Annotated in this window: 21 protein-coding genes; 12 read left to right on the top strand and 9 right to left on the bottom strand. The window is 52.6% G+C overall.

Annotated elements, in window-relative coordinates:
* Nucleotides 1-105 precede the first annotated feature (105 nt).
* From NYE26_RS25515 to NYE26_RS25505, 3 genes are all read left to right on the top strand, one after another.
* A complete protein-coding gene (locus NYE26_RS25515; RefSeq protein ID WP_339251068.1) occupies nucleotides 106-903 on the top strand; it encodes a dihydrodipicolinate synthase family protein in 798 nt (265 codons plus the stop codon).
* A 64-nt stretch (nucleotides 904-967) separates the two neighbouring features.
* Nucleotides 968-1,552 (top strand): DUF421 domain-containing protein, encoded by a 585-nt coding sequence (locus NYE26_RS25510; protein WP_339251066.1) that lies wholly within the window; start codon nucleotides 968-970, stop codon nucleotides 1,550-1,552.
* A 54-nt stretch (nucleotides 1,553-1,606) separates the two neighbouring features.
* The gene (locus NYE26_RS25505) at nucleotides 1,607-2,080 is read left to right on the top strand and encodes an OsmC family protein (RefSeq protein ID WP_076085265.1); all 474 of its coding nucleotides are present in this window, start codon (nucleotides 1,607-1,609) and stop codon (nucleotides 2,078-2,080) included.
* Between the two features lie 20 nt (nucleotides 2,081-2,100).
* Here the strand turns inward: NYE26_RS25505 and NYE26_RS25500 are convergent, their stop codons facing one another.
* The 4 genes from NYE26_RS25500 to NYE26_RS25485 form a co-directional block, all read right to left on the bottom strand.
* Nucleotides 2,101-3,525 (bottom strand): HAMP domain-containing sensor histidine kinase, encoded by a 1,425-nt coding sequence (locus tag NYE26_RS25500; RefSeq protein WP_339251064.1) that lies wholly within the window; start codon nucleotides 3,523-3,525, stop codon nucleotides 2,101-2,103.
* Between the two features lie 2 nt (nucleotides 3,526-3,527).
* The gene (locus tag NYE26_RS25495; RefSeq protein ID WP_209879141.1) at nucleotides 3,528-4,214 is read right to left on the bottom strand and encodes a response regulator transcription factor; all 687 of its coding nucleotides are present in this window, start codon (nucleotides 4,212-4,214) and stop codon (nucleotides 3,528-3,530) included.
* A gap of 15 nt (nucleotides 4,215-4,229) precedes the next feature.
* Entirely contained in the window at nucleotides 4,230-5,702 is a 1,473-nt protein-coding gene (locus NYE26_RS25490; RefSeq protein ID WP_339251061.1) for a hypothetical protein, read from the bottom strand.
* Between the two features lie 520 nt (nucleotides 5,703-6,222).
* Complete coding sequence (locus tag NYE26_RS25485) at nucleotides 6,223-7,644, bottom strand: glycoside hydrolase family 1 protein (RefSeq protein WP_339251059.1); 1,422 nt, start codon at nucleotides 7,642-7,644, stop codon at nucleotides 6,223-6,225.
* A 139-nt stretch (nucleotides 7,645-7,783) separates the two neighbouring features.
* On the opposite strand from NYE26_RS25485, the gene NYE26_RS25480 reads away from it, so the two are divergent.
* Complete coding sequence (locus NYE26_RS25480; RefSeq protein ID WP_339251057.1) at nucleotides 7,784-8,755, top strand: LacI family DNA-binding transcriptional regulator; 972 nt, start codon at nucleotides 7,784-7,786, stop codon at nucleotides 8,753-8,755.
* A gap of 74 nt (nucleotides 8,756-8,829) precedes the next feature.
* Here the strand turns inward: NYE26_RS25480 and NYE26_RS25475 are convergent, their stop codons facing one another.
* The 3 genes from NYE26_RS25475 to NYE26_RS25465 all read right to left on the bottom strand — a co-directional run bounded on the left by NYE26_RS25475 (nucleotide 8,830) and on the right by NYE26_RS25465 (nucleotide 11,684).
* Nucleotides 8,830-9,528: a DUF6710 family protein gene (locus tag NYE26_RS25475; RefSeq protein WP_051478692.1), complete on the bottom strand. Its 699-nt coding sequence runs from the start codon at nucleotides 9,526-9,528 to the stop codon at nucleotides 8,830-8,832.
* A gap of 113 nt (nucleotides 9,529-9,641) precedes the next feature.
* Nucleotides 9,642-10,610: a carbohydrate kinase gene (locus tag NYE26_RS25470; protein ID WP_339251055.1), complete on the bottom strand. Its 969-nt coding sequence runs from the start codon at nucleotides 10,608-10,610 to the stop codon at nucleotides 9,642-9,644.
* Between the two features lie 33 nt (nucleotides 10,611-10,643).
* Nucleotides 10,644-11,684 carry a LacI family DNA-binding transcriptional regulator gene (locus NYE26_RS25465; RefSeq protein ID WP_036732508.1) on the bottom strand — a complete coding sequence of 347 codons (1,041 nt, stop codon included), beginning with the start codon at nucleotides 11,682-11,684 and terminating at the stop codon, nucleotides 10,644-10,646.
* 441 nt (nucleotides 11,685-12,125) lie between these two features.
* Between NYE26_RS25465 and NYE26_RS25460 the strand changes: the two genes are divergently transcribed.
* From NYE26_RS25460 to NYE26_RS25445, 4 genes are read left to right on the top strand one after another with little or no spacing between them, the layout of a single operon-like run.
* Entirely contained in the window at nucleotides 12,126-13,076 is a 951-nt protein-coding gene (locus NYE26_RS25460) for an ABC transporter permease subunit (protein ID WP_339251052.1), read from the top strand.
* A gap of 12 nt (nucleotides 13,077-13,088) precedes the next feature.
* Nucleotides 13,089-13,970, top strand: a complete 882-nt coding sequence (locus NYE26_RS25455; protein WP_036732509.1) for a carbohydrate ABC transporter permease — start codon at nucleotides 13,089-13,091, stop codon at nucleotides 13,968-13,970.
* An 18-nt stretch (nucleotides 13,971-13,988) separates the two neighbouring features.
* The gene (locus tag NYE26_RS25450) at nucleotides 13,989-15,608 is read left to right on the top strand and encodes an extracellular solute-binding protein (RefSeq protein ID WP_339251050.1); all 1,620 of its coding nucleotides are present in this window, start codon (nucleotides 13,989-13,991) and stop codon (nucleotides 15,606-15,608) included.
* Between the two features lie 56 nt (nucleotides 15,609-15,664).
* Nucleotides 15,665-17,119, top strand: a complete 1,455-nt coding sequence (locus NYE26_RS25445) for a glycoside hydrolase family 32 protein (RefSeq protein ID WP_339251048.1) — start codon at nucleotides 15,665-15,667, stop codon at nucleotides 17,117-17,119.
* A gap of 156 nt (nucleotides 17,120-17,275) precedes the next feature.
* On the opposite strand, the gene NYE26_RS25440 is transcribed toward NYE26_RS25445, so the two are convergent.
* A complete protein-coding gene (locus NYE26_RS25440) occupies nucleotides 17,276-17,749 on the bottom strand; it encodes a DUF2798 domain-containing protein (RefSeq protein ID WP_339251046.1) in 474 nt (157 codons plus the stop codon).
* 144 nt (nucleotides 17,750-17,893) lie between these two features.
* On the opposite strand from NYE26_RS25440, the gene NYE26_RS25435 reads away from it, so the two are divergent.
* From NYE26_RS25435 to NYE26_RS25425, 3 genes are all read left to right on the top strand, one after another.
* Nucleotides 17,894-18,310 carry a MarR family transcriptional regulator gene (locus tag NYE26_RS25435; RefSeq protein WP_036732520.1) on the top strand — a complete coding sequence of 139 codons (417 nt, stop codon included), beginning with the start codon at nucleotides 17,894-17,896 and terminating at the stop codon, nucleotides 18,308-18,310.
* 279 nt (nucleotides 18,311-18,589) lie between these two features.
* A complete protein-coding gene (locus NYE26_RS25430) occupies nucleotides 18,590-20,419 on the top strand; it encodes an APC family permease (protein WP_209879170.1) in 1,830 nt (609 codons plus the stop codon).
* Between the two features lie 161 nt (nucleotides 20,420-20,580).
* Nucleotides 20,581-21,345 carry a hypothetical protein gene (locus NYE26_RS25425; RefSeq protein WP_339251044.1) on the top strand — a complete coding sequence of 255 codons (765 nt, stop codon included), beginning with the start codon at nucleotides 20,581-20,583 and terminating at the stop codon, nucleotides 21,343-21,345.
* Here NYE26_RS25425 and NYE26_RS25420 read toward each other — a convergent pair.
* A complete protein-coding gene (locus NYE26_RS25420; RefSeq protein ID WP_339251042.1) occupies nucleotides 21,320-23,659 on the bottom strand; it encodes an AraC family transcriptional regulator in 2,340 nt (779 codons plus the stop codon). The genes NYE26_RS25425 and NYE26_RS25420 overlap by 26 nt on opposite strands.
* Before the next feature lie 457 nt (nucleotides 23,660-24,116).
* Here NYE26_RS25420 and NYE26_RS25415 point away from each other — a divergent pair, with 457 nt between their 5' ends.
* A complete protein-coding gene (locus NYE26_RS25415) occupies nucleotides 24,117-25,586 on the top strand; it encodes an extracellular solute-binding protein (RefSeq protein ID WP_339251041.1) in 1,470 nt (489 codons plus the stop codon).
* Nucleotides 25,587-25,629 lie beyond the last annotated feature (43 nt).

Here is a 25,629-nt window from a genome sequence, read left to right as displayed (position 1 = left end):
GGAAGCCGTGTTGCTATAGAACTGAATTTATCCTGATGATCAAGTCTCTCTTGATTCATCGGGATTTTTTGTTACATTAGAGAGAAGACAGAAAGGGGTGAGGGGATGAAAAGATTAAATGTGGCGATTCCAACGCCTTTTCATGGGGATGAGGGTCTGAATACAGACGGATTTGCGCCTATCGTGGCTTACCAGCAGCAAAACGGCATCGAATCGCTGCTTATCTCGGGAAGCACTGGCGAGCAGCATTCGCTGAGTATTGAGGAAAGATTAGAAATTATTGATTATTTCAATCAAGAGCGTTCTCCGGGGATGGAGCTGATCTTCGACGTGTCCGCGATAAGAACCCGTGATGCTGTCCGGCTGGTGCAGGCGGTGGAGACATCAGTGATGGATGTGCTGCTGATCGGATTTCCCCCGTATATCCGGCCTACGCAGCAACAGGCGGTTGTTTATGTGGAGGAACTGCTTAGTCATACGAGCAAGCCCGTAGCGCTGTATAATAATCCCGGCCGGACCGGATTTGATCTGACCCCGGAGTCGCTGTACACGTTAATCCTGCGCCATCCGAATATTGTCGGCTACAAGGAAACAGGCGATTTGCAGCGGCATGTGGGAGTGGAGTATCCGGAGGGGTTCATTCTTTTTGCAGCAGGGGATATGAGGCTTGTGGAGAATTTCGCCGCAGGCCCTTGCAATGGCCTCTCCAGTGTGGCGGGAAATCTATACCCCTTGGAGATCAAGAGCGCGGTGGAGCGTCTGCTGCGGAAGGAGCAGGTGGAGGCTGGACCTTTGGAGGACATAGTGGCGCAGGTGTTCAGCGGGCATGCGCTTGTCAACATCAAGCAGCATTACAACCGGTTGGGGATTCCGGCGGGCGTGTGCCGGGCTCCGATTCTCTAGATATGCATATTCGCCTCCTGTAAGACAAAAGCTAGCCTATCTACTGTCAAAAGGAGACGGAGCGATGAATGAAATCTGGAGCGAAATCTGGAAGGCGCTGGTGCTGATCATTGTCGGGATGCTGGTGCTGCGGCTGGCCGGCCGCAAATCGATCTCGCAGATGACGATTCCTACGACGATCGCCATGATCTCAATTGGGACGATTATTGTGCAGCCGATCGCCGATCATAGTATTCTGATTACTATAGTTGCAGCAGCCGTATTCATCATAGTGTTAATTTTAGTGGAATGGCTGCAGGTACGGTGGAATGCTTTTGAGCGGCTAATTAAGGGGCCTGCGGTTATTGTTATTGCGGAGGGACAGCTTCAGCCTAAGAATCTGAGGAAGCTTAGATTAACCGTCGATGAGCTGGAGATGAGCCTGCGGGGACAGGGGATCTCCAGGCTCAGCGATGTCAAAACAGCGACGATTGAGCCTAACGGCCAGCTCGGATATGAATTGCAGGATTCCGCAAAGCCAGTCACTATGGCCCAGGTAGAGGCGCTTTTTGCTACGTACCTGGGCGGAAGCTGTCCAGCGAATGAGACTGCATACCTGGATCAGCCTGATCAGCAGACGGGGCTTTTTGACGAGATTAAGTTGCAGTAGGAGTGTAGAGATGGCTGTAAAATCAGCTAAGCAGAAAAGAAAGGACGGAGTGAGATGAAGCATCCTTTTCACCTGAAGGCGGTATGGAATGGAGGGCGGAACAGCGAAGGGCATATTGATGCGGGCGGACTGCGGACGGTTATATCGATTCCTCAGGAGATGGGCGGGCCGGGAACCGGCACGAACCCGGATGAGATGCTGCTGGGTGCAGCAGCGACCTGTTACCTGATTACTCTGGCCGCAATGCTGGAGCGTTCGGAGATTGTTCCAGAGGCCCTGACCCTGGCGTCTGAAGCGACAGTAGATGTCACGAATAATGTGTTCACGTACGAAAAGATCGTGCACAAGCCTAGCATTGTGCTCCAGGCTGGTGCGACACCGGCGCAGCTGAAGATGGCAGAGCGGCTGGCACATAAGGCTGAAGCCTCCTGTATGATCTCCAGAGCCGTGGCCGGTAACGTCTCTATAGAGACTAAGCCAGTTGTGGAAATCGCGCACGGGAGCGGACAAGCCCGGGTAGAGTTATAGTAGCACAGGGGGATACAGAGCTAGAGCTGCACTGGTGATGCAAAATGCTGCTCCACCTCGTAGCGCGGCAGCTCAACAATTACCGAAGTTCCTTTGGTGAACTCACTCTCGATCCGCAGACGCCCGTCATGCAGCTCGATAATTTCTTTGCAGATGGCGAGGCCCAGGCCGCTGCCGGACTGACGGGAGCGGCCTTTGAAGAATTTGGTGCCAAGCTGCGTCAGATCCGCGGCCTCGATGCCTTCGCCGTTGTCAGCCACGGTGACGCTTATCCGTTCGCCTTCGAGCACTGCGGTAAGGCGGATCTCACCCTCCGCAGGGGTGAACTTGAAAGCATTATCCAGCAAATTGACAAACACCTGCTTCAACCGGTTAAAATCACCGTCCACCGGCAGCGGCTGATCGGGAAGGTCGGCGTAGAGGCGGATCTGCTTCGTCTGCCCCCGGTATCTGAATTGCAGCAGCAGATCCTCCAGCAGGCCTCTGAGATCATACGGCTGGCGCACAATGCGGATCTCTCCGGCCTGAAATTTGGAGAAGTCGAGCAGATCCTCCACCAGTCCGATCAGCCGGTCTGTCTCCCCGGTCATGACCTCAAGCCCCTGCAAGATCTCCTGCCTATCTGATAAATCACCGACCAGCAGCGTTTCCCCCCAGCCTTTGATGGAGGTAAGCGGGGTCCGCAGTTCATGGGTGACGGAGGAGATGAAATCATATTTGAGCTTCTCGCTCTTGAGAATTTCCTCCGACATATAATTCAGCGTTACCGCAAGTGTGCCGACTTCATCGTCATAGCGCCTCGCTGCCCGGACGGCAAAATTACCGGTGGCCATTTCCTTGGCGACCCCGGTCAGCTGCTGGATCGGCCCTACGATCCGTTTGGCGATAATCAGGCTGAGCATGAAGCCGAATCCAATGACGAGTAGCCCGATGACGGCTGCATTGAGTGCGATCCGGATTATAACATGATATAAAGGCTCTGCCGAGACCGAGTACCGCAGCAAGCCGATTGTGCTCCCCGACTCCTTCAGCGCGATAGAGACTGCCATAATTCGTTCCCCGTTCACTGGCTTGATGCTCTGAAAGCTTCCTTTGCCGCTGGTTAGAGCTGCTCTCACATCAGGGGTACTCACCTGCTCTGTACTGGAGAAGCCGAAGGAATTAATGACCACGTGCCCAGCTGGACTCAGCACTTCCACCTTACTGCTCTCCTCAGGGGAGAGATTCTCCAGAATATAACGCGCCCGCTCATTCAAGCTATAACTCTCCAGATACTTATTGAAAAAGGTCGCTGAAGTCGTGGCCCTTGTATTCAATGTCTCCATCGCACTGCCCAGATAATAATAGTGGACAGCAGCGATGAACACTCCCTCCAGCAGCAGCACGATCAGGAGCAGCACAAGGGTAATATAGACGATAAGTCTGGACCTGATTCCCTTCAGCACAATTAGCCCCTCCAAATATATCCGAATCCCCACACGGTCTCGAGGAACTGCGGCCCGGAGGACTCCTGTCCGATCTTCTGGCGGATTCGGCTGATATTCACATCTACAATTTTAAGATCCCCCATGAAGTACTGCCCCCATACGGCTGTCAAAATATCATCCCGGTTCATGGCCTTGTTCGGCTGTTCCATCAGCAGCTTAACGATCATAAACTCGGTTGGGGTCAGCGGGATATCCTGCCCGTCCTTCAATAATTTCCGTTCATCCAGCAATAGTGTAAAAGGCGGCAGCTCGATAAGATTCTCCTGCGGCAGCACTTCTCCCGGATACATCCGGCGGTAGAGCGAGCGCACCCGGGCGACCAGCTCTACCGGACTGAAGGGCTTGACCACATAGTCATCTGCGCCGGATTCCAGGCCCATGACCTTGTCGATTTCCTGGCTTTTGGCGGTGAGCATAATGATTCCCAGCCGGGGGAAGTGTGTCCGCAGAAGGGTGCACACCTCGAACCCGCTGAGTCCGGGCAGCATCAGGTCGAGAATCGCGATGTCAAAATCTCTCTGTTCTCTTGCAATGCGCAGCGCCTCTTCACCGGTAGAAGCCTCCGCGATCTCGAAGCCTGCCCGCTTAAGGTTGATACACAGCAGATCACGGATAGGCTTCTCATCTTCCAGTATCAGCACTTTCATGAACAGCTCTCCTTCTTATTGCCGGGGCTTCTGGGGTGTGCCGGCCAGCTGAACGACTTCATCTAATGTCAGCTTCAGCTGATTATAATTCTGCAGATCGGCCCCCTGCAGCTTGCTGGCGGCATCCGCTGCGGGCATTACGGCAACGAATAGGGTAGGCTCCGTGTCATTGTTAGAGTTCCCCTGCTCATACAGCAGCTTATACTCTCTATTCTCAGCCTTCAGCTGGACCTCTGCGGCAGCCCAGGCCTTCTTCGTCAGCAGGCGAAGCTCCAGCAGCTGAGCCTTCACAGCAGACCCGGTATTCTTGTAGCTGAACTGGAGCTTCTCCCAGGGCTGGGGTGATTCTTCCGGAACCTCCAGCAGGGTCTGGCCCGCCCAGGACTTGGGAATACGGAAGTTGAAGCCCCAGCGGTCGAACTGCTCCTGCACGAAGGTCAGGCCGGTCTGTCCGTCCCACTGATAATATTTGGTGATGAATGGGGTCGCCAAGGGAGCCATGCTCTCCGTACCGGCTGGCGGCACCAGGAAGCCGAATTCCAAGATCCCGTCATTATTCACATCCAGGCTGGACTGCGGGTAGTCCTTAATTGCAATACTGCTGCTGCCAAGCAGGTCAGGAGAGACGGCTGGCGGAGATAGCACCAGATCCTTGCTTGCAGCGAGCGCAGTACGCTGATAATCATCTGTAGCCAGTATATCAGTAAACCTGTCTTTTTCCCAAGTTAGCAGTGAAGTATAGGAGGCATGTGCGCCAATGGCGGCATCGATGACGATTGCTTCCCGGGTAGGGGAAGCCTTGCCGAACTGGGCTTCGATGACATTACCATCGAGCTTCTGGTCAGATAAGGTCTGCAGCGTACCGTCCTTGAGCCGGAGCAACAGGAGATGGGTCTCACGGAGGTTATCTGTGGTGTAGGTACTCTGAAGCAAGGCAATGTCGGTATGGCCGCTCCCGGTCAGGTCGCCAAGGACCAACTGGTCGTAAGGCTGCTTAAGCAGCTCCGTCAGCTTGCCGCCGCTTAGGCTGTAGACCGCCAGCTCTTTGCTTAAGCCCTCCCCGCCGCCGTATCCGAGCAGCAGCTCCTCCGCTCCGTCACCGGTAACATCTGTGAAGGACACTTCATTCAATTCGCTGCCTACCCCGGTAAGGTTAGCCAGCTTGGTCCACTTGCCGTTCTGTTGTGAGAGGAGAAGGGTGTTGATCTCGTAATCGGTTTTGTCTGTCTTGTAGAAGGCCAGAAGCTCCTCCTGCCCGTCCTTGTCCAGATCCTGTAATTGAATCGCACTGCCGGATTCCGAGTGGATGGGAACCGTTAAATGCGCGTTGGCCGGTAGAAAGGATTTGACGATTCCGGTAAGATTGCCGTCGCTATTCCCCTGTGCCGGGGCTTGAAGCAGATCGCTCGGTGTCTTCATGGTGCCACAGCCGGAGGCGATCAGGCTTAAGAATAAGAGGCTGCTGAGGCCGAAGGTATATTTGTTCATTACAGTTACGCTCCTTAGGATTCATCTGTGGCTAGTATATCCTAACCTTTCGGGCAATTAGTTTCAAAATGGTAAAGGAGCTGACTGAAGATATTAATATGAGATGAAATATGAGATGGAATATGAGATGGAATGGCAGTAACGCAAAGCTTAAACTCGTCGACTGCGGTGAACATTTGGACTTTCGGCCGCTGTTGTATACAGATTTCTTAATTCAAGCCGCTGTTTGCGGTTGAAATCCGTATACAAAGGCGGACGCTATCGCTCCTACAGTTCCAAATTTCCCCTCCGCTCCTTCCCTGCTTTTTGTTAATGGCTTATTCAACTGAAATTGATATCTTCAGTTATCGGGGGGAGGGGCAGGCAAAGACCAGCAGAATGGGGCGCTGTCGCTACCATTCTTACAGTCCAACCCGGTTGGGCGCATGAAGAACGCAAGATGTTATCTTTCCCTATGAAAAAAAGGCTGTCCCAATCAGCTTTTTATGGCTTTCGGGACAACCTGTATTGTCTGGCTATTCTATTGGCCTGAGCGCCGCAGGCTCTGTCCATTGGTAGCAATAACATCCTTATACCAGTGGAAGGATTTCTTGCGGTAGCGCTCCAGGGTTCCGGTATTGTCGTCGTGGCGGTCTACATAGATGAAGCCGTAGCGTTTACTTAGTTCAGCGGTTGACGCACTGACCAGGTCAATACAGCCCCAAGAGGTGTAGCCCATGACTTCAACGCCGTCCTCGATGGCTTCGCCCACCTGCACCAGATGGTCATTCAGGTACTCAATCCGGTAGTCGTCATTGACGGTTGGCACGCCGTCTTCGCCGGTGATCAGCTCATCCTTGGCTCCGAGTCCATTTTCCACAATAAATAGCGGCTTCTGGTAACGGTCATAGAACATATTCAGCACATAGCGCAGACCCTGCGGGTCAATCTGCCAGCCCCATTCGGAAGCCTTCAGGTATGGATTAGGTGCGCCCCCGATGAGGTTGCCTTCCTGGGTACGTTTGCTGCTGTCTCCGGTCTCACAGATGCTCACATAATAGCTGAACGAGATAAAGTCAACGGTATGCTTGAGAATGTCCGCATCGCCAGGCTCCATGTGAATCTCAATGCCGTGCTCTCTGAAGTAACGTTTCATATAGCCAGGGTACACACCTCTCGCATGCACATCTCCGAAGAAGTAATTCATATGCTCTGACTTCATTGCCGCAATGACATCGTCCGGGTTAGGCGTGAGCGGATATGTTGGCATGCTTAGGATCATACAGCCGATTTGGGCCTGCGGATTGATCTCATGTCCGATTTTGACCGCTGTAGCACTTGCGACCAGCTCGTGATGAATGGCCTGGTACAGATCCTGCTTGCTCAGCTTGTCCTTCGGTGTATAGATCCCGCCGCTCATGAATGGCTCGTGCAGGATGGAGTTGATCTCGTTGAAGGTCAGCCAGTACTTCACTTTATCCTTGTAGCGGGTGAATACCGTTCTGGCATACCGTTCATAGAAGCCGACTAGTTGCCGGTTCACCCAGCCGTCATACTGCTTGGACAAGTGCAGCGGAGTTTCGTAGTGGGAGAGGGTCACCAGCGGCTCAATGCCGTATTTGTGACATTCATCGAACAGGTCATCATAGAATTGCAGACCTTGCTCATTAGGCTCCAGCTCGTCGCCGTTCGGGAAGATTCGCGACCAGGCGATGGAGGTACGGAAGACCTTGAAGCCCATTTCGGCAAAAAGCTTAACATCTTCTTTGTACCGGTGGTAAAAGTCGATGCCGACCAGCTTCATATTATCCTCGGTAGGTACCTCGGTGATAGGGCCCCTGATTCCTTGCGGAGCTACGTCTTGAGTGGACAGGCCTTTGCCGTCTTCGTTGTATGCGCCTTCCAATTGGTTCGCAGCGACTGCGCCGCCCCACAGGAAGCCTTCAGGAAATGGTGTATTCATTGATAATCCCGCCTTCTATTAGTTATGGATTCAGATATGGTAAGCTGTTCATAGGTCCTATAATTCAATGCTAAATGTTGTAACGCGTTACATGTCAAGTATTATTATAAAGATGAAAAATTATGTAAGGAGAGCCATCATGTCGAATCTGGATCAAATCGCTAAACTGTCGGGATTCTCCAAAGCTACAGTATCGAGGGTGCTGAATCGTTCTCCCCATGTGAGCCAGGCAACGCGGGAGATCATCCTGAAGATCATGGAAGAGCTGGACTATGTGCCCAATGGCAATGCCATCTCCTTGTCCACAGGAGAGACGATGCAGATCGGGATGGTAACGGAGGGGATTAACGAGGTAATGCTGCCTTTTCTGAACAGCTTCGTGGAGACTGCGAGCCGGCACGGATATCAGACGATTATCTATACCTCCGGGGGTGATCCGGCCAAAGAGCTGCAAGCCTTCGAGGATATGCGGCGCAAAAGAGTTGATGCGCTTGTCATCAGCACCTGCGTTAACGATCAGGCGCTCCTGGGCTCTTACTGCAAATACGGGCCGATTGTCTCCTGGCAGCGGATGGAGCTTCCTGAGATTCAGAGTGTCGCCATGAATCAATATGACGGGTACATGCTGGGACTTGAGCATGTGATCGAACGGGGTTATACGCGGATTGCCAATGCTTGGGGCAGGCCGGCCAGTATGAATACCTTCGGGAGGATACAGGCGTATCAGGATGCTGCCCGCAAATATCATCTGGAGGTGAACCAGGAATGGTCGCAGACAGGGATCTTTTCCATCCGGCAGGGTGAGGAGCTGATCCGCAGGCTGCTGCTGATTGCTGGCGGGCCTCCGAATGCCATCCTTTGCGCCAATGATATGGTAGCGGCAGGGATACTGAGCGAGGCCCGCAGGCTTAAGGTGAAGGTACCGGAGGAGCTGGCGATTGTCGGCTTCGACAACACGGAGCTGGCCCATACGCTGGGGATCACCTCAATTAATAATCCGATTGGCGCACAGGCGCAGAATGCGCTGCATCTGATTCTCGGCAAGCTGGGGGGAACAGAAGCCGGGCAGCAGGAGCTGGAATTTCAGCTCGTACAGAGAGCTACTACTTGAATAAGCCGTGAACCGTCCGATTTGGGCGGGTTCGCGGCTTTTTTGTTATTTAGGAAATTATGGTTTGTCGTCCTTCAGAAAATAATCTTCTGCGCCGCCATGATCCGGCCGATCTCAAAGATAGCGGCGCATTCCACGAAATGAACCTCGGAGATAATCGAATGGTCATGCGTTCTGTAGTAATACCTGCCGTCGGTATACACATGATCATAGATGAGGCTGATGTCATACACCGAGGTGGGGTAGAGCTCCCCTTCGCCCTTGGCGATCCCCGCCGTTATGGAATGATGCCCTGAGCCTTCCACGAAGGAGATGCCAAGAGGGAGCCAGAGGGTAACCTGATGATCCTTATCCTGCCGCCAGCTTCCGTTCAGGGTACCTTCACCGATGCGGATCAGACTGTCGCGCAGCTTGCGGGGAATCCAGGGGGAGGGAAAGACCAGGTCACGTGCCAGGTTGATGATTCTGCTGCTGTTGTCAATCTGCCGCATCAGGAAGTGGAAGCTCCGTCCGTCCAGCGTCACCTCGGCCCATTCATCAAAGAACAGGTTGTCCGAGAACATCCGCTCCATCTGGTCGACCTCCCCGTAGAGCGCGGGCATCAGCATGAGCTGGCTCTGAATACGTCTGCCTATCAGCCGGATGAAGTCCACAATCGGATGGGTCTCGGGCTGGAAATAACCATAATTGATATCATAATAAAAGCCGAGATTCTCATTGATTAAATCCTTGGCAAACGCCATCAGATTATCGAATTCTTGTTTCATCGTCATGCAAAAGCTGCTCCTTCAACCATATGATAATGTGCTTATCATATTACGTGCCATGCTCCCCTGTCTGTGATGAAAACAGCAGGTAAAGATTGGTTTAACAGCAGCTCCGCAGCTTACCCGGCAAACTCCTGGACCTCGTCCAGTGTCGGCAGCGCGGCAATCGCCCCGACCTTGGTGCAGACCATCGCCCCCACCCGGTTGGCGAAGGTGACGAATTCTTGCTGCAGCTCCGCGCTGCGGGTGAAGTCTGCCGGATGGGCCAGCTGGCTGATCCGGCAGAGCAGCGCTCCGATGAAGGCATCGCCGGCACCCGTGGAATCGATGGACTTCACGGTGATGCTCGGAATCAGCAGCCGGGAGTCCGGGGAGGAGATGAGAGTGCCGTCTTTGCCCAGAGTAACGGCTACTGCTCCGGCTCCCCACTCATGCAGCATATCAAGGGCGGCATCACGGTCCGCTTCGCTTGTAATCAGCTGCAGCTCCTCGTCTCTGACCTTTACCAGATCGGCCTTGGAGATACCGGCTCTGGACAGCGTGATGAATTCCTCCTGCCGCCCGGTCCACAGGTCGCCCCGGTAGTTGGGATCGAAGGAGACGAACTGTCCGTTCGCCTTCGCTTCATCCATGAGCGTCATATAGACCTCGCGGAAGGGATCAGCCAGCAGCGCTGTCGCCGAGCCGAAATGAAGCATGGCCGCCTCACGGACGGCTGCCAGGTCAAGCTCTTCCAGCCTGAGCAGCTGGTCTGCCCCGCGGTGGAACACGAAATCGCGTTCTCCGTTCGCTGAGCGCGAGACAAAAGCCAGTGTGGTCGGGCTTGCGGGATCAAGCAGCAGCATCGAGGTATCCACGTTCTGTTCTTCCAGCGTCTGCTTCAGGAAGAAGCCGAAGGGATCGGCTCCGACTTTGCCGAGGAAGGCGGAGTGGCCGCCGAGCCGGGCGATGGCTGCACTTACGTTCGCTGGCGCTCCGCCGGCCTGCTTAGAGAAATGCCGCCCTGCAGTCAGGCTGACATCAACATCGGTGCAAAAGAAATCAATGAGCAGCTCGCCCGCACAAAGGACTGAACCATGTAGTTTCATTGTGAAATAACCTCCAGGCAGAATGGGTTGGTATTAGCTAAGAGCGGGGGTAGAGTCTCTGAATACAACGTCTGTAGCGACATGTGTCACCTGATAAGGCTTGGCAGGGTCCTTGATCCGGGAGAGCAGCATTTCGGCAGAGACAATCCCCATATGACCGCTGTAAATATGTACCGTCGTCAGATGGGGTTCGATGATCCGGGATTCCGAGGCATCGTCGAAGCCGCAGACCGCAACCTGCTCCGGCACCTTGATTCCTCTGTTCTTAAGTGACTTCATGACACGGATTGCGATGAAGTCATTGGCGCAGATGAAGGCGGAGGGCCACTCGTCAAGGGCGTCCAGCTGCTGATCCATCCAGTCCGCCTCCAGCATGTAGTCCCGGTCCTGACCCACAATGCATAATTCGGGATTGAGCGGAATACCGGCCGCAGAGAGTGCCCGATTGAAGCCGATCCAGCGTTCATTGAAGCTGCGGCAGTGGTTGTAATCGCCTACAAAACCGAAGCTCTGCACTCCCTGATCCATCAGCTTGCGGGTCATGGAACATACACTGTGCTCATTCTCCATGAGCATCAGATCTGCCTTCAGCTCCGGATAAATAATATCGGACGCGCAGTCAATGAAGATCGTTGGAATGCCGAGCTCGGTAACCAGCCCGCTGTATTCTTTACTGAACATTTCAATACAAATGATGCCGTCCACATTCGCAGGCTCAAAATTGCCGGGCAGAGTCATACCGTTAATATCGTTCTCCCGGACAAAATAAATGGACAAGGTATAGCCTTCGGTACTGATACGCTTCTCCAGTCCGCTGAGCAGCTGGGAACCGAAGTGGGAGCTGTTGGGGAGATTGCTGGTCAAAAGGGCGATATTGCCCTGATTCTCAGAGGCGCTGCCTGCTGCTTCCAGATAGGAGAATTGTTTATATTTGAGCTCGACGGCCTTGTTGATGACCTTCTCCCGGGTCTCAGGAGGAATGCTCTCTGCACCGTTCAGGGCTTTGGAGGCCGTATTTCTGGAGATGCCTAGCGCATCTGCAATGTCTTGAATGGTGACCTTTGCTTTCTTCATCACTGTGTTCCACCTTTGTTTCCCCGTATTAGTAACCTCTGCTACCTAATATATAGCATTTACTCAAAATTGACAACGTGATTTTACAAATGCACAAATTAATTTTACAATTCAAAAATTAAAGACACCTTTAAGTGCTAATATCTATGTTAATGTTACATTTGCACTGTATAATGCACGGTTTTAATTATTTTTTGTGCAAAATGTATTGACTTATAATCACGATCTCTGATAAATTGTAAAGGCAAAACATGTTCAAATGTAAATTTGAAAACCTATTCATTTTGTTAAATGTAAATTAATAGTTAGACCGGAGGTGGGTAACCTAACCGTCAGGAGGATAGACAGATCCGGGCGGACCTATGCCATGTGAATGGCAAGCTAGCAGCGGCCCTGCTGCGCAGCAGCATTAGCACAGCCGCACTGTAAGGAGGGGGAAAATTGGCAAATCCGATAGTTCAACAAAGGGGTACTGAACTCAAATCACGTAAATCAATTCTAAGCTATCTGCGCCGGAATTATATCCTGTATTTATTCTTGGCTCCGGCCGTAATTCTTACCGTTATATTCAAATACGTTCCAATGTACGGCGCTATTATTGCCTTCAAGGATTTCAGCCCGCGCAGAGGCATCCTGGGCAGCGCATGGGTGGGCTTCGAGCATTTCGAGCGGTTCCTCTCCTCGCCGAATTTCTACGATATTCTAATGAATACGCTTAAATTAAGCGCCTACGGGCTGATTCTGGGTTTTCCGGTGCCTATTGTGCTGGCGCTTATGCTGAATCTGATCCGCAGCGCGAAGCTGAAGAAGAACATCCAGCTGATTGTGTATGCACCTAACTTTATCTCGGTTGTGGTTGTCGCAGGGATGCTGTTTGTCTTTCTGTCGCCGACAGGTGTGGTGAACGCGCTCATTACTACTTTTACAGGTAAGCCGGTGTCCTTCATGAGTGATCCCGCTTACTTCCGTACCGTATATATTCTGTCAGGCATCTGGCAGACGGCAGGCTGGTCCTCGATTATCTATGTAGCTACGCTGGCCGGTGTAGATCCGCAGCTTCATGATGCGGCGACGATTGACGGTGCCTCCCTGCTGAAGCGCATCCGCCATATCGATCTGCCCGCGCTGAGGCCGGTGATGGCCGTGCTGTTCATCCTTGCCGCAGGCGGCATCATGTCCATCGGCTATGAGAAGGCCTTCCTGATGCAGACGGCGCTCAATACCCCGACCTCGGAGATCATTGCGACCTATGTCTACAAGGTGGGTCTGCAGGCCGGCGATTATGCCTATTCCACCGCGATCGGATTATTCAATTCCGTCATTAACGTAATCCTGCTGGTCTTCGTCAATACGGTCGTCAAACGGCTGAACGAAGGGGAAGGGCTGTATTAAAAGGAGGTAAGTATGGATATTCAATATTCCGGGAAGGACCGGATTCTGGTTGTTATCACGTATATATTGCTTGGTTTGTTCATCCTGGTCATTCTGTTTCCGCTGGTGTATGTCGTGCTGGCCTCCTTCTTAACACCGAATGTGCTCATTACCAAGGGGCTGGCCATTGCGCCGTCGGACTGGACCATTACAGGCTACGTCAAAATTCTCAGCAACGACGCGATGATCCGCGGCTTCTTCAACGCTTTGTTCTACTCTGCCGCCTTCGCGCTGGCTACGGTATTCTTCTCCGTCTTCGCGGCGTATCCGCTGTCTATTGAGGGGCTGGCCGGGAAGCGGCCGGTAATGATCTTCTTCCTGATTACGATGTTCTTCGGCGGCGGTCTGATTCCGACCTATCTGGTCGTGAAGGATCTGGGGATGCTGAATACGGTGTGGGCGGTGATCCTGCCGGGGGCGATCAGCGTGTTCAATATTATTCTGGCGAAGACCTATTTCCAGGGCCTGCCCAAGGAGCTGTTTCAGGCGGCGAGTATCGACGGGGCGTCTGATCTGGGCATTTTCTTCCGGATTGTATTGCCGCTGTCCAAACCAATTATCTTCGTGCTGGCTTTATATGCCTTCGTGGGGCAGTGGAACTCTTATTTCGATGCCATGATTTATCTGGACGATTCCCGGCTGTTCCCGCTGCAGCTGGTGCTGCGTTCGATCCTGATTCAGAATCAGGTGCAGCCCGGCATGATTGCCGATGCACTGGCCCAGGCGGAGCTTAAGAAATTGTCTGAAATGATCAAATATTCTGCCATTGTTATCTCCAGTCTGCCGCTTATCGTGATGTATCCGTTCTTCCAGAAATACTTCGAGAAGGGCGCCATGGTCGGCTCCATTAAATAATATTAGGGGGAATCTCATATGAAAAAAACATTGCAAACCTTGTCTGTGCTGGCACTCTCGGCTTCCGTGCTTGCGGGCTGCGGCGGAGGGGGCGACAATTCCTCGGCTTCGGAGGATTACAAGCTGGAGAATGTGACGCTGCCTCTTAAAGAGAAGGTATCGCTGCACTTCATGTCCCAGAGCTCAGCGCTGGCGCCTGCCGATCCGAACGAGAAGCTGATCTACAAGCGGCTGGAGGAGAAGTCCGGGGTCCACATCGATTTCACCAACTACACGAACGACGCTTTTATTGAGAAAAGAAATCTGGCTGTAGCCAGCGGAGACCTGCCGGATGCAATCATCGATGCCGCGTATTCGGATTATGATCTGCTGACCCTGGGCAAGGACGGAACGATTGTGCCGCTGGAGGAGCTGATCGAGAAATACATGCCGAATCTGCAGAAGGTGCTGGCCGCCGCGCCGGAGTACAAATCGATGATGACTGCGCAGGACGGGCATATCTATGCTTTTCCATGGATTGAAGAGCTGGGCTCCGGCAAGGAGAGCATTCATTCGGTCAACGGGATGCCGTGGATCAATGTGGAATGGCTGAAGAAGCTGGGACTCGCTATGCCAACTACGACGGAGGAGCTGAAGAAGGTGCTGGTTGCCTTCAAGAATGATGATCCGAACGGGAACGGCCAGAAGGATGAGATCCCGCTGTCTTTTGTGCTGAATAACGGCAATGAGGATATGAACTTCCTGTTCGGCTCGTTCGGTCTCGGGGATAACGGCGATCACACGGTGGTTACCAATGACGGCAAAGTGGTCTTCACCGCAGGTCAGGATGGATATAAAGAGGGCATTAAGTATCTGAACGAGCTGTACCAGCTGGATCTGATCGACGAAGAGGCGTTTGAACAGGATTACAACACCTATCTGGCCAAAGGGCAGAGCGGGCGCTACGGTCTCTATTTCCAGTGGGATAAAGCCAATATTACCGGGTTCAACGATAAATATGATCTGATGCAGCCGCTTGCCGGACCGGACGGAGAGGTCAATGTAGCCCGTACGAACAACTTCGGTTTTGACCGTGGACGGATGGTTATTGCCGGTTCAAACAAGAATCTGGAGCTTACCGCCAAGTGGATTGACCAGCTCTATGAGCCGCAGCAGTCGGTTGAGGACAACTGGGGAACGTATGGGGATGAGACACAGCAGAATATTTTTGAATACGATGAATCGGCCAAAATGCTGAAGCATCTGCCGCTGGAAGGCGCGGCTCCGGTTGAATTGCGCCAGAAAACCAGCATCGGCGGTCCGCTGGCGATCCTCGATGAATACTACGGTAAGGTGACTACCAAGCCGGATGATGCTGCTTGGCGGCTGGACCTCATGAAGGAGAAGCTGGTGCCTTATATGAAGGCCGATAACAACTTCCCGCGTGTCTTCTACTCCCTGGAGGATCAGAAGGAATTGACCGCGATTGAGACGGACCTGTTCGCTTATGTGAACCGCAAGCGCGCGGAATGGACCAAGACCGGGAAAGTGGAAGAAGAATGGAAGGATTACCAGGCAGAGCTGTCCAGACTCGGGCTGGACAAATGGCTGGAGATCAAGCAAAGAGGATATGACAGCTATCTCAAGAATAAAGGCTGAGACTGCACTAGCCGCGGAACATGATGAACTTATAAATAGATAAAGGTGGTAATGGAGTGGAAATTATCGGGAGAACCAAACACAGGCCGGCGCTGCATTTTACGCCGGAGCAGCATTGGCTGAATGATCCGAATGGACTGGTTTATTACGAAGGGGAGTATCATTTGTTCTATCAGTATCATCCGCATTCCTCCATCTGGGGGCCGATGCACTGGGGTCATGCCGTCAGTAAGGATCTGATTAACTGGGAGGAGCTGAACATTGCGCTGTATCCGGATGATCACGGCTATGCGTTCTCCGGCAGCGCAGTCGTTGACTGGAATAATACCAGCGGGCTGTTCCCGGAGAAGCCGGGTATCGTTGCCATCTATACCAGTCATCAGGAGCCGACGGAATCGTCGCCTGCCGTGCAGAGACAGAGCCTGGCCTACAGCCATGACAATGGCCGGACCTGGATCAAGTATGCAGGCAACCCGGTGCTGACGCATCCTTCCAAGGCCGATTTCCGTGATCCGAAGGTGTTCTGGTCTGAAGCTCACGGGAAATGGGTGATGGTGCTGGCGACCGATCAGACGATCACGTTCTACTCCTCCCCGAATCTGCGGGAGTGGAGCCTGGAGAGTGAATTCGGTGAGGGTGCAGGCTCTCATGATGCCGTATGGGAATGCCCGGATCTCTTCGAGCTCCCGGTGGAAGGGACAGGAGACAGCAAGTGGGTGCTGCTGGTCAGCATCGGTGATAACAGCGGGGCGAGATACGGCTCGCGGACGCAATATTTCGTCGGTGGCTTCGACGGCTCCGTCTTCACACCGGAGCACAGCGACATCCGCTGGCTGGATTATGGCAAAGACAATTACGCAGGGGTCAGCTTCTCCGACATTCCGGCTGCGGACGGGCGGCGGATCTTCATCGGCTGGATGAGCAACTGGCGGTATGCCAATCAGGTTCCAAGCCAGGGCTGGCGCGGAGCGATGACGATTCCGCGGGTACTGACGCTCCATGATGCGGCAGACGGCCGGATGATGATCCGCCAGCAGCCGGTAGCAGAGCTGGATCGTTACTTCGCGGCAGAGTCTGCGGCATTGCCAGAGATGCTGCTGATACCGGGCGAGCGCCAGGATATCAAGTGCAAGGATTCAGCCCTGGAGCTGCGGCTTACGCTTACGGACAATGAAGCGGAAGAATTCGGTCTTATTATTCATCATACAGCTACTGAGTATACTGAACTCATTTACTCTGCTGCTGAAGACACTCTAACCCTGCACAGAGATCAGTCCGGCGAGACCGGCTTCTCAGAAATATTTCCCGATCTCCAGAGCACCGGGGGAATCGGCAGCCTGAAGAGCCTGCGTATCCTGCTGGATGCCTGTTCGGTGGAGGTATTCGCCAATGACGGCCTTGCCGCCATCACCAGCCTGGTCTTCCCTGGAGGCATCTGCTCGGGCCTAAGCTTCTATGCTAAGGGCGGCAGTGTACGGCTCCAGGGCGGGCGCCTGTCTTTCATGGAATAAATAATCAATAGAATGAATCCCGGACAAGGGTGTTCCGCACAGCCATGAGGTCATGGCTTGCTGAGCACCCTTTTTGGTATGGCGGGAACACCGCAGCCATGGCTGGAGGCCATGCCCGTATTCGAGTAAAAAACGGTGGACTGGTTTCAGCCAGCCCTAGACGCCTGGTGCTGCCGTACGGACCGGAAACATCCGGCTGAACAGGAAGCGGGTCAGCGGACCGGCCACCAGCAGCTGGAGCGGCAGGGCGCAGATGAAATTAAGCCCCAGGATGGCGAAGTAATGACGGAAGAAGTTGTCCCCGAATCCGAAGTGTGCTAGTGTGCCGTATAGAGACATGAGAATGACCATGCCGCAGACCATGAAGCACGAGATCGTCAGCACTTTGCGGATCTGGGGTGCGGACGGCTTCACTATTTTGAAGGCCAGCCCTTTGGCAATTCTGCCAACCACCACAATGTCGCAGAACAGGGCAACGGCAAGTGCCGGGAGCAAGCCCACAGCCACATCCGTGAGCAGTCTGCTGTTGAGTCCGTTCGCTATAATCACATTGTAAAAAGACATAAAGAAGACCATGCAAAAACACATCATACTGGTGAAAATTAAAGCTTCCTTTTTGTTACTGCCCATGTTTCCGAACTCCCTTAAATGTAAGTTTGTCAAACTTCACTTATAGTAGCAGTGGGATGGATTATTGTCAACCTGGTTGACAATTGGAGCGACAGTAATTCTCGGTTAGACGGAACTGCATTTCTATCTATGGAGGTCTTGTAAATGAAGGAATATATGAGCGGGTTGAATCTTGTCGATATGATCAGCGAGAAGCATAAGGTGCTGCGGGACAAGGTGAACCAGATGAGCGGCGAGCCGCTGAATAAGACAGAGACGCATATTCTGGCGATGCTGGAGCAGCACGGCGTTCTGTCCATTTCGGAGATCAGCAGGCTGATCAGCATTTCCCGCCAGGGGACGCAAAAGACGATCAACAATCTGCTGGCTGAAGGTTACGTGGATACTGCTGCTAAGGAAGGGAATAGCCGGGACAAGCCTATCGTGCTCACTGCGAAGGGGACAGCGGCTTGCCGGAGTATGCTGGAGATCAAGCAGAATATTGAAGCCGAAATCACGGCACGGATCGGCAGGGAGCAGGTGGAGCTGCTGCGGACGCTGCTTACACAGGACTGGCTCTAAGACATCCTGAAAATGGCTGAATATAGCAAAAAAAGCTGAAATAAGCAAAAGGGACCGAGCGGAAAGCCTGCTTGGTCCCTTTTGCTGTGTCTTTCGGCGAATATCATTTGTTATTCATGGTTTGGGGTTTGTCTAGGATATCTGCATATATACAGATGGTGATAAAAGAATTAATGTAGTATCGAACGGCAGCAAAAATAGTGTCTGTATCCAATTAAAGGTCCAGATTTTATTCGTGCACCAGGGGTAATATAACAATAAAAAAGTCGGTGAGTGATGATGATGTCTTCGGTAAAAAGGTTCCTGATCGGACGGCCGCTGAAGTCCGATCAGCTGGGAGAACAGAAGCTTAACAAAACCAAGGCCCTAGCCATACTGTCCTCAGATGCTTTGTCCTCTGTGGCCTATGGCCCGGAGCAGATTCTGCTGGTGCTGATCACGGTTAGTACAGCCGCATTCTGGTATTCCATTCCGATTGCAGGCGGAGTACTCGTGCTGCTGCTGGCCCTGATACTCTCCTATAGGCAGATCATCTTCGCCTATCCTCAAGGCGGCGGAGCTTATGTTGTATCCAAGGAGAATCTGGGTAAATATCCGGGTCTGATTGCCGGGGGCTCCTTGCTCGTTGATTATATACTTACCGTAGCGGTCAGTGTCTCTGCGGGAACGGATGCGATCACTTCAGCTTTTCCGAGCCTGCATCCTTATAATGTGATAATTGCCATCATCTTCGTCCTGCTGATCACGACACTGAATCTGCGCGGGGTCACCGAGTCGGCCTCTTTCCTGGCGTACCCGGTCTATCTGTTCGTACTGGCGATGTTCATTATGATCGGGCTGGGCCTGTTCAATGTGCTGACCGGAAGAGTACCTGCGGAGCTTCACACCTCACTGGGAACACCGGTGGCCGGAATCAGCCTGTTCCTGCTGCTGCGGGCGTTCTCCTCAGGCAGCTCGGCGCTGACTGGGGTGGAGGCCATATCGAATGCGATCCCCAATTTCAAGGCACCGGCACCGAATAATGCAGCCAAAACCTTGGCGGCGATGGGAATTCTGCTCGCGCTGTTATTCTCAGGCATCGTGTTCCTGGCGTATTATTACGGCATTGCTCCGCGTGAACAGGTTACGGTGGTGTCCGATATTGCCGAGCATGTCTTTGGCCGCAACTTCATGTATTATGTCGTGCAGGGAACGACAGCCTTAATTCTGGTTCTGGCGGCGAACACGGGATATTCCGCATTTCCGCTGTTGGCTGTGAATCTGGCGAAGGATAAATTCATTCCCCGGATGTTCACTGTGCGCGGAGACCGTCTGGGGTACTCGAACGGAATTCTCAGCCTGGGCATCCTGTCGATTATCCTGATCATTGCCTTTGAGGGGCGGACGGAGCATCTCATTCCGCTGTATGCAGTCGGGGTCTTCATCCCGTTCACCCTGTCGCAGACAGGCATGATCGTCAAATGGCTCCGGCACAAGCCAGAGGGCTGGCTGCCTAAGCTGATCATCAATGCAATCGGGGCGCTGATCAGCTTCATTGTCACGATGATGTTCTTCCTGACCAAATTCACGCAGGTCTGGCCGGTCTTGGTCTTCCTGCCGCTGATTATCCTGTTCTTCTACCGCATCTACAAGCATTATGAATCGGTCGCCGATCAATTGCGGGTAGCCACCTGCGGGGAGCCGCCGCTTGCGATTGAAGGGAATATTATCATCCTGCCGGTAGCAGGGATTACCCATGTGGTGGAGAATTCCTTGCGGTATGCTAAGTCGCTGAGTGCGCAGCAGATTATCGCCGTCCACATCCCGTTCGAGCGGGAGGATGACGCTATTTTCGAAGAGAAGTGGAAGAAATTCCATCCTGAAGTACGGCTGGTAACGCTGTATTCACCTTACCGCAGCATCATTCATCCATTGACCAAGTTCATTGATACGGTTCAGCGCAAGGCCAGCGAGTCGAATTATCAGGTGACCGTCATTGTCCCTCAATTCATACCGAAGAAGGGCTGGCATAACATTCTGCATAACCAGTCGAGCCTGCTGATCCGCGCGCATCTGCTGTACCGGCGCAATGTAATTATCACTACCGTCCCTTATCATTTGAAAAAATAACAGGATTATGCACATGGAAGCCTCCAGCTTACGGATATCCGCAGGCTGGGGGCTTTCTGTACCTCCCCGGGATGTGTTAAGCTTGACTCCATAAGAGAAGATTCGCTTCTTCAAGGTACGGTTAAGCTAGTAGCAACAGTCAGCGGATGGAGGGACAGAGGTTGAAGAAACGCAGGTTGAACGGGACTCGAATTAAGGCAATACTGATGATGCTTATGCTTGTCCTGCTGCTTACAGGATGCGCGCAAGGCACCGCCCATGTAACCGTGAAGAAGGACGGCTCCCTGGATCTGGCCTTCAGTCTTATGCTGGATGCCCGGGCAGAGAAGCTGGTCAGCGGCAAAGTGGAGGAGCTTCTAACCACCCGGCTGGCGGCCGCAGGCATAGAGCTGAAGAAGACAGCAAGCGGCAAATCAACGGAATATCAATTTCATAAATCGTATGCTTCGATGGAGGAGCTGAAGAATAGCAGCAGCGGCTTTGATATTGTAGAGGCCAAGGTGGGACAGACGGACAGGTGGCTGTATACCAAATACGATGTGGTGGCCCAGCCTAAGCTGAACGCCTACTCCGATGAGATTATCGACGGCATCGGCAGCTTGAATGTGCCTAAGTCCCTGGTGCGGCTGCTGATGGGCAGCTTCTCCGTCGATTTCAAATTAACGATTCCCTATGATCTATACGGGGCTAATAATGCGGCCGAGCAAGACGGCAACACGTTAACCTGGCATGTGTCCCTTGCGGATTCCGAGCCGATTCAGCTGGTAGTCTATGTACCGGATATCAGGAATATTGCGATTACTGCAGGCGGCATCTTGCTTATTCTGGCTGTATTTCTTACATGGTTTATCAGAAAAAGAAAGCTGAAGAGGCTCAAGGCCCCGCCTGAAGGCAAGGCCCCTACTCATCGCCCGGGACCGATCTAAGCTTCGTGTGGAAGCTCTCCCGGTACTGCCCCGGGGTCATCCCCTCCTGCTTACGGAAGGAACGGATGAAATTCTGTGAATTATTGTATCTCAGGCGGGAGGCGATATCCTTCACGGGCATATCGGTCTCCTCCAGCCATTTCTTGGCCATTTTGAACCGGTACATGGTCAGGTAATCACTGAAATAATACTGCGTCTCCTTGCGGAATACACTGCTGATGTAGTTGGCGTTATAATGCAGCCGGGAAGCACACTCCTCCAGCGTCAGATCCTGGTCATACTCATGCTGGACGATGTCGATCAGCTTCTCGGAGATATTATGATACTGGGCGTTCTGCCTGCTGTGGAAGATGACGATGACCGGCTGGATCACGATGGTCCAGAACCAGTCTTCAATCTCGGCCACGATATGCAGATCGGTCAGCTCCTCGAACAGGGAACCGCCCGCGTGATAGATCTGATTCAGCGTAATTCCCGATTCCTGCATCATAATGAGCGTATTGTTCAGCAGCCGGGTCAGCGGAATCTGATATTCCTGCGGCGACAGTCCCAGCGCAAAAATACACTTGAACAGCTTATGCAGCAGCTCCTTCGCCTTATCGCTGTCCGCCAGCTTGATGGCATCCATCAGGTCATTTTCCGTGTGGGTCGGGTAGTTCAAATTGAGATAATGCTTGCCGGAATTGATATTCTCGTACTGGATAATGATGCCTTTGCCCAGGGTAATCCGGTGCTTCAGAGCCTCCAGGCTTTCCCGGTAGGCAATGGACATTTTGTCAAACGAATGAAACGGCAGGCTCAGCCCAATGCTGACCTGCAGCTTCAGGACCCCGTTAATCTCCTGCTGGAGCTTCTCCGTCAGCGCATAGAGCATCCGGTGAAAAGCTTCCGTGCTCTCCTCCTCACTGCCTATGACGACAGTCAGGGCATGGCCCATCATCACAGGGGTTAGCCTGTGCTGCGCAGAGACCAGCTCCTGAGTCATATTATGCGCTGCAAATAAGAGCAGATTGAGATCCTTTTTCTCATAGCTATTCTCCTCGGAGAAGTCGATGCTCAGCGTAATGACAGCCATCGTCTTCCATTCCTCGACTTGCTTACCGTACCCGTATTGCACAAGCTCCTCCATCAGCTCGCGTCTTCTCAGATTACCTCCGAACGCCTGAATCAGAAAAAAGGTCCGCACCTGTCCGAGATGCTGGCTAACCTCCTTCTCCAGCTGCGACTTCGATTGGAACAGGGAATGGACCTGCTCACCGATGAGCTGGAATTCATCCGTACGCCCTGCCCGCAGACCGGGACGGCGCAGTCCAATCTGGGTCAACAGCCGTTCGATGGGTGTGTACATACGCCGGGAGCCGAGCCAGGCAAGCAGCACAGACAAGAGCAGCATGAACGTGCAGACGAATACCGTGTAAGTGCCGATTTTGCCGGATTCGCGGGTCAGACTCTTAATGGAGGTGGCCGACAGATAGATCCAGCCGTTCAACTGGGAACGCATATAGGTGATCGAGTAATCAGCTTCATTAAGCTTGGTCTTGAATTGTCCCGATGGCTCAGTGGTAGCGGCGATCTGCTCGAATCCCGTGAATCCGGCCGCTGTGGCAGGCTCTCCGATCAGCTTGCGGTCCGGATGCAGCAGAATCCGACCGCTTTTATCCAGCACCATAATACTGTCCAGCGGCTGCATATCGGGATTAATGAAGTCCTGGAGACTGCAGGCCGGAATATTGGCCAGAGCCAGTCCGTATTTCTGCAGCTTGGTGGTCGGCAGCTTCTTAATCAGGCTGATGCTGTAATTGCAGCCGGTCACGTTAATGCTCTCTTCACTGTAGAACAGGGAGGAGGGGTTCAGCACCCAAGAAGAGCTGCCTTCCACATTCAGCAGATTCGTCAGCTGCTCGTAATTGCGGTATTCATTCAGCCGGTAGAGCCCTGAATTCTTGATCATCCAGTTCTGGCGCTGATTGAGCAGGATGACATCCTCCAGCTTCGTATCGAAGGACTGCATATTGCGGATTTCATTGCGGATGTCGTTATATAAAATGAAATCGTTTTCACTAAGCGGGTTGTTCAGCGCCTTCTTCAGCACCGAAGAGTTTACGACCTGGTTCAGTGTCTGGTTGACAGTATTCAGCTTATGCTCTACATTTGAGGTAATTTGTAAAATGAGCTCCTTTTTGCTTTCATTAACATTTTTTTGAATCTCGCTGGAGGATGTGAAATAGGAGAACGAACCAATGAACAGCACCGGCAGGATGCTGATGGCGAACGCGAACATAGTTAATTTACTGAGAAAGCTAAGATGTTTCAACAGCGTTCAGCACCTTTGCATGAAATAGAAAAATCACTGTCTTAAGTGTATGCATCACGAAGGATAATAACAATAATCATCTGGTGCCGCAATAATCATTTTCTCTAATCATTCGCTAATATGTTTAATTTCTCAATGAGTACATAAGACACACTAAAGATTTTACCTTGAAGCATAATCGTCACTGCGGTGAACATTTGGACTTCCAGCCGCTGTTGTCAACAGATTTCCTGATTCAATCCGCTCTTCGCGGGTGAAATCCGTTGACAAAGGCGGACGCTACCGCTCCTCCAGTTCCAAATTTCCCCTCCGCTTCTTTGCTTTTTATTGTTATCCTAAGTGATTCTTATTGTAGATCATTCATCAATATAAAAATTACGCTTCAGGGGGTTATGGAATGTTCAACCGGTTAACGGGCAGGAAGAAAGCTCTTGCAGGGTGCTTCATCCTATTCTTATTGTTCATTATATTAAGCGCTTGCAGCGGGGATGAGTCTGGGCGTTCCGATTCAGCGGGGGCATCGGCACCGATCTCGATTCTGGCACCGCTGCATTTTCCGCAGACGCCTTCAGTGGAGCTGATTGCCGAGATTGAGAGACTGACCGGGACTCAGCTCGATATTACCTGGGTGCCGGAAGGCGTCTACACGGACAAAATGAATACCGCACTGACCACCGGCTCCCTCGGCAAAGTAACGTTCGTGAAATTCACCGATTATAATCCGGTCAAGAATATGATCCGCTCGGGCGCTTTTTGGGAGATTGGTCCCTATCTGGCGGAATTTCCGAATCTCAGTCAATTGAATGCGGCGATTCTTAAGCAGACTTCGGTGGACGGGGGAATCTATGGTCTCTATACAGAAAGACCGGCTTCCCGGCAAGGCATTATTATCCGCAAGGACTGGCTGGAGAAGCTGCATCTCAGTCCGCCCGGAACGCTGGAGGAACTCTATGAGGTGATGAAGCAGTTCACCACGAATGACCCGGACGGCAACGGCAAGGCAGACACCCTCGGACTGGTGGACCGTAACGATCTGGTGTACGGGGTATTCAAGACGTTAAGCTCCTATTTCGGCACGCCGAATAACTGGAAAATCGAAGATGGACAGTTCATCCCGGAATTCGCCACCCCTGAATATATGGACACGATGAACTTCATGCGCAAATTATACAAGGAAGGGATCATTAACCAGGATTTCGCCCTGACCAGCAAGGAAGTGCAGCGGGACAAATTCATCCGGGGAACGGCCGGGATCTTCATCGGGAGTATGACGGATGTGCAGCGGCTCTCCATTGAGGCCAAGGCGATCAACCCCAAAGCAGAGCTGACGCTGATTAACAGGATTAAAGGGCCGGACGGATATAAGGTATGGTCCATACCGAAGTACAACGGCTTGTACCTCTTTTCACGTAAAGCCATTGCTACCGAGCAGGAGCTGAAGCAGGTGCTGGGATTCTTCGACCGCACGATGGATGAGGATGTAGCGGGCCTGATGGCCTACGGCTTCGAGGGCCGCCACTATAAGCTGGACGGGGAAGGCAAAGTGATTCTTCCGGAAGAAACGTCCCAGCTTCGGGTGTATGAGGTCAATCCGCTCAATTCCCTGATGATCGCTGATGTAGGCAATACCCATATCAAGGAGGTCGCACAAAAGGAGCAGCTCACCGCCCTGGCCGACCAGCTCAGCCGGGATAACGAGCAGTTTCTGGTCGATGACCCTACCGTCTCGCTAACCTCGCCGACCTATGACGAGAAGAACGCCGAGCTGTCCGCGATCATCGTGGATGCCACCTACAATTATATTCTCGGCAACATCGACGCCGCCGGCTTCGCCGGGGAGGTCGAGAAATGGCACGCCAGCGGCGGCAGCCTGATTATTCAGGAGTACGGGGAGGCGGAGGGGAAGGCGCGGGAGGGGGAGGAGTGAGAGGATAATTTACCAATATTATGATAGGATGATATTTATACCT

The sequence above is a fragment of the Paenibacillus sp. FSL P2-0136 genome, from assembly GCF_037975325.1.
Lineage (GTDB): Bacteria > Bacillota > Bacilli > Paenibacillales > Paenibacillaceae > Paenibacillus_AQ > Paenibacillus_AQ silagei.
This window is presented reverse-complemented; position numbering and strand designations above follow the sequence as displayed.

What these genes read in the sequence shown, in the direction of transcription:
- NYE26_RS25465 (WP_036732508.1), bottom strand. Translation starts at nt 11,684, where the DNA reads ATGAAGAAAGCAAAGGTCACCATTCAAGACATTGCAGATGCGCTAGGC.
- NYE26_RS25485 (WP_339251059.1), bottom strand. Translation starts at nt 7,644, where the DNA reads ATGAATACACCATTTCCTGAAGGCTTCCTGTGGGGCGGCGCAGTCGCT.
- NYE26_RS25480 (WP_339251057.1), top strand. Translation starts at nt 7,784, where the DNA reads ATGTCGAATCTGGATCAAATCGCTAAACTGTCGGGATTCTCCAAAGCT.
- NYE26_RS25495 (WP_209879141.1), bottom strand. Translation starts at nt 4,214, where the DNA reads ATGAAAGTGCTGATACTGGAAGATGAGAAGCCTATCCGTGATCTGCTG.
- NYE26_RS25510 (WP_339251066.1), top strand. Translation starts at nt 968, where the DNA reads ATGAATGAAATCTGGAGCGAAATCTGGAAGGCGCTGGTGCTGATCATT.
- NYE26_RS25470 (WP_339251055.1), bottom strand. Translation starts at nt 10,610, where the DNA reads ATGAAACTACATGGTTCAGTCCTTTGTGCGGGCGAGCTGCTCATTGAT.
- NYE26_RS25490 (WP_339251061.1), bottom strand. Translation starts at nt 5,702, where the DNA reads ATGAACAAATATACCTTCGGCCTCAGCAGCCTCTTATTCTTAAGCCTG.
- NYE26_RS25450 (WP_339251050.1), top strand. Translation starts at nt 13,989, where the DNA reads ATGAAAAAAACATTGCAAACCTTGTCTGTGCTGGCACTCTCGGCTTCC.
- NYE26_RS25505 (WP_076085265.1), top strand. Translation starts at nt 1,607, where the DNA reads ATGAAGCATCCTTTTCACCTGAAGGCGGTATGGAATGGAGGGCGGAAC.
- NYE26_RS25430 (WP_209879170.1), top strand. Translation starts at nt 18,590, where the DNA reads ATGATGTCTTCGGTAAAAAGGTTCCTGATCGGACGGCCGCTGAAGTCC.
- NYE26_RS25435 (WP_036732520.1), top strand. Translation starts at nt 17,894, where the DNA reads ATGAAGGAATATATGAGCGGGTTGAATCTTGTCGATATGATCAGCGAG.
- NYE26_RS25475 (WP_051478692.1), bottom strand. Translation starts at nt 9,528, where the DNA reads ATGACGATGAAACAAGAATTCGATAATCTGATGGCGTTTGCCAAGGAT.
- NYE26_RS25455 (WP_036732509.1), top strand. Translation starts at nt 13,089, where the DNA reads ATGGATATTCAATATTCCGGGAAGGACCGGATTCTGGTTGTTATCACG.
- NYE26_RS25440 (WP_339251046.1), bottom strand. Translation starts at nt 17,749, where the DNA reads ATGGGCAGTAACAAAAAGGAAGCTTTAATTTTCACCAGTATGATGTGT.
- NYE26_RS25515 (WP_339251068.1), top strand. Translation starts at nt 106, where the DNA reads ATGAAAAGATTAAATGTGGCGATTCCAACGCCTTTTCATGGGGATGAG.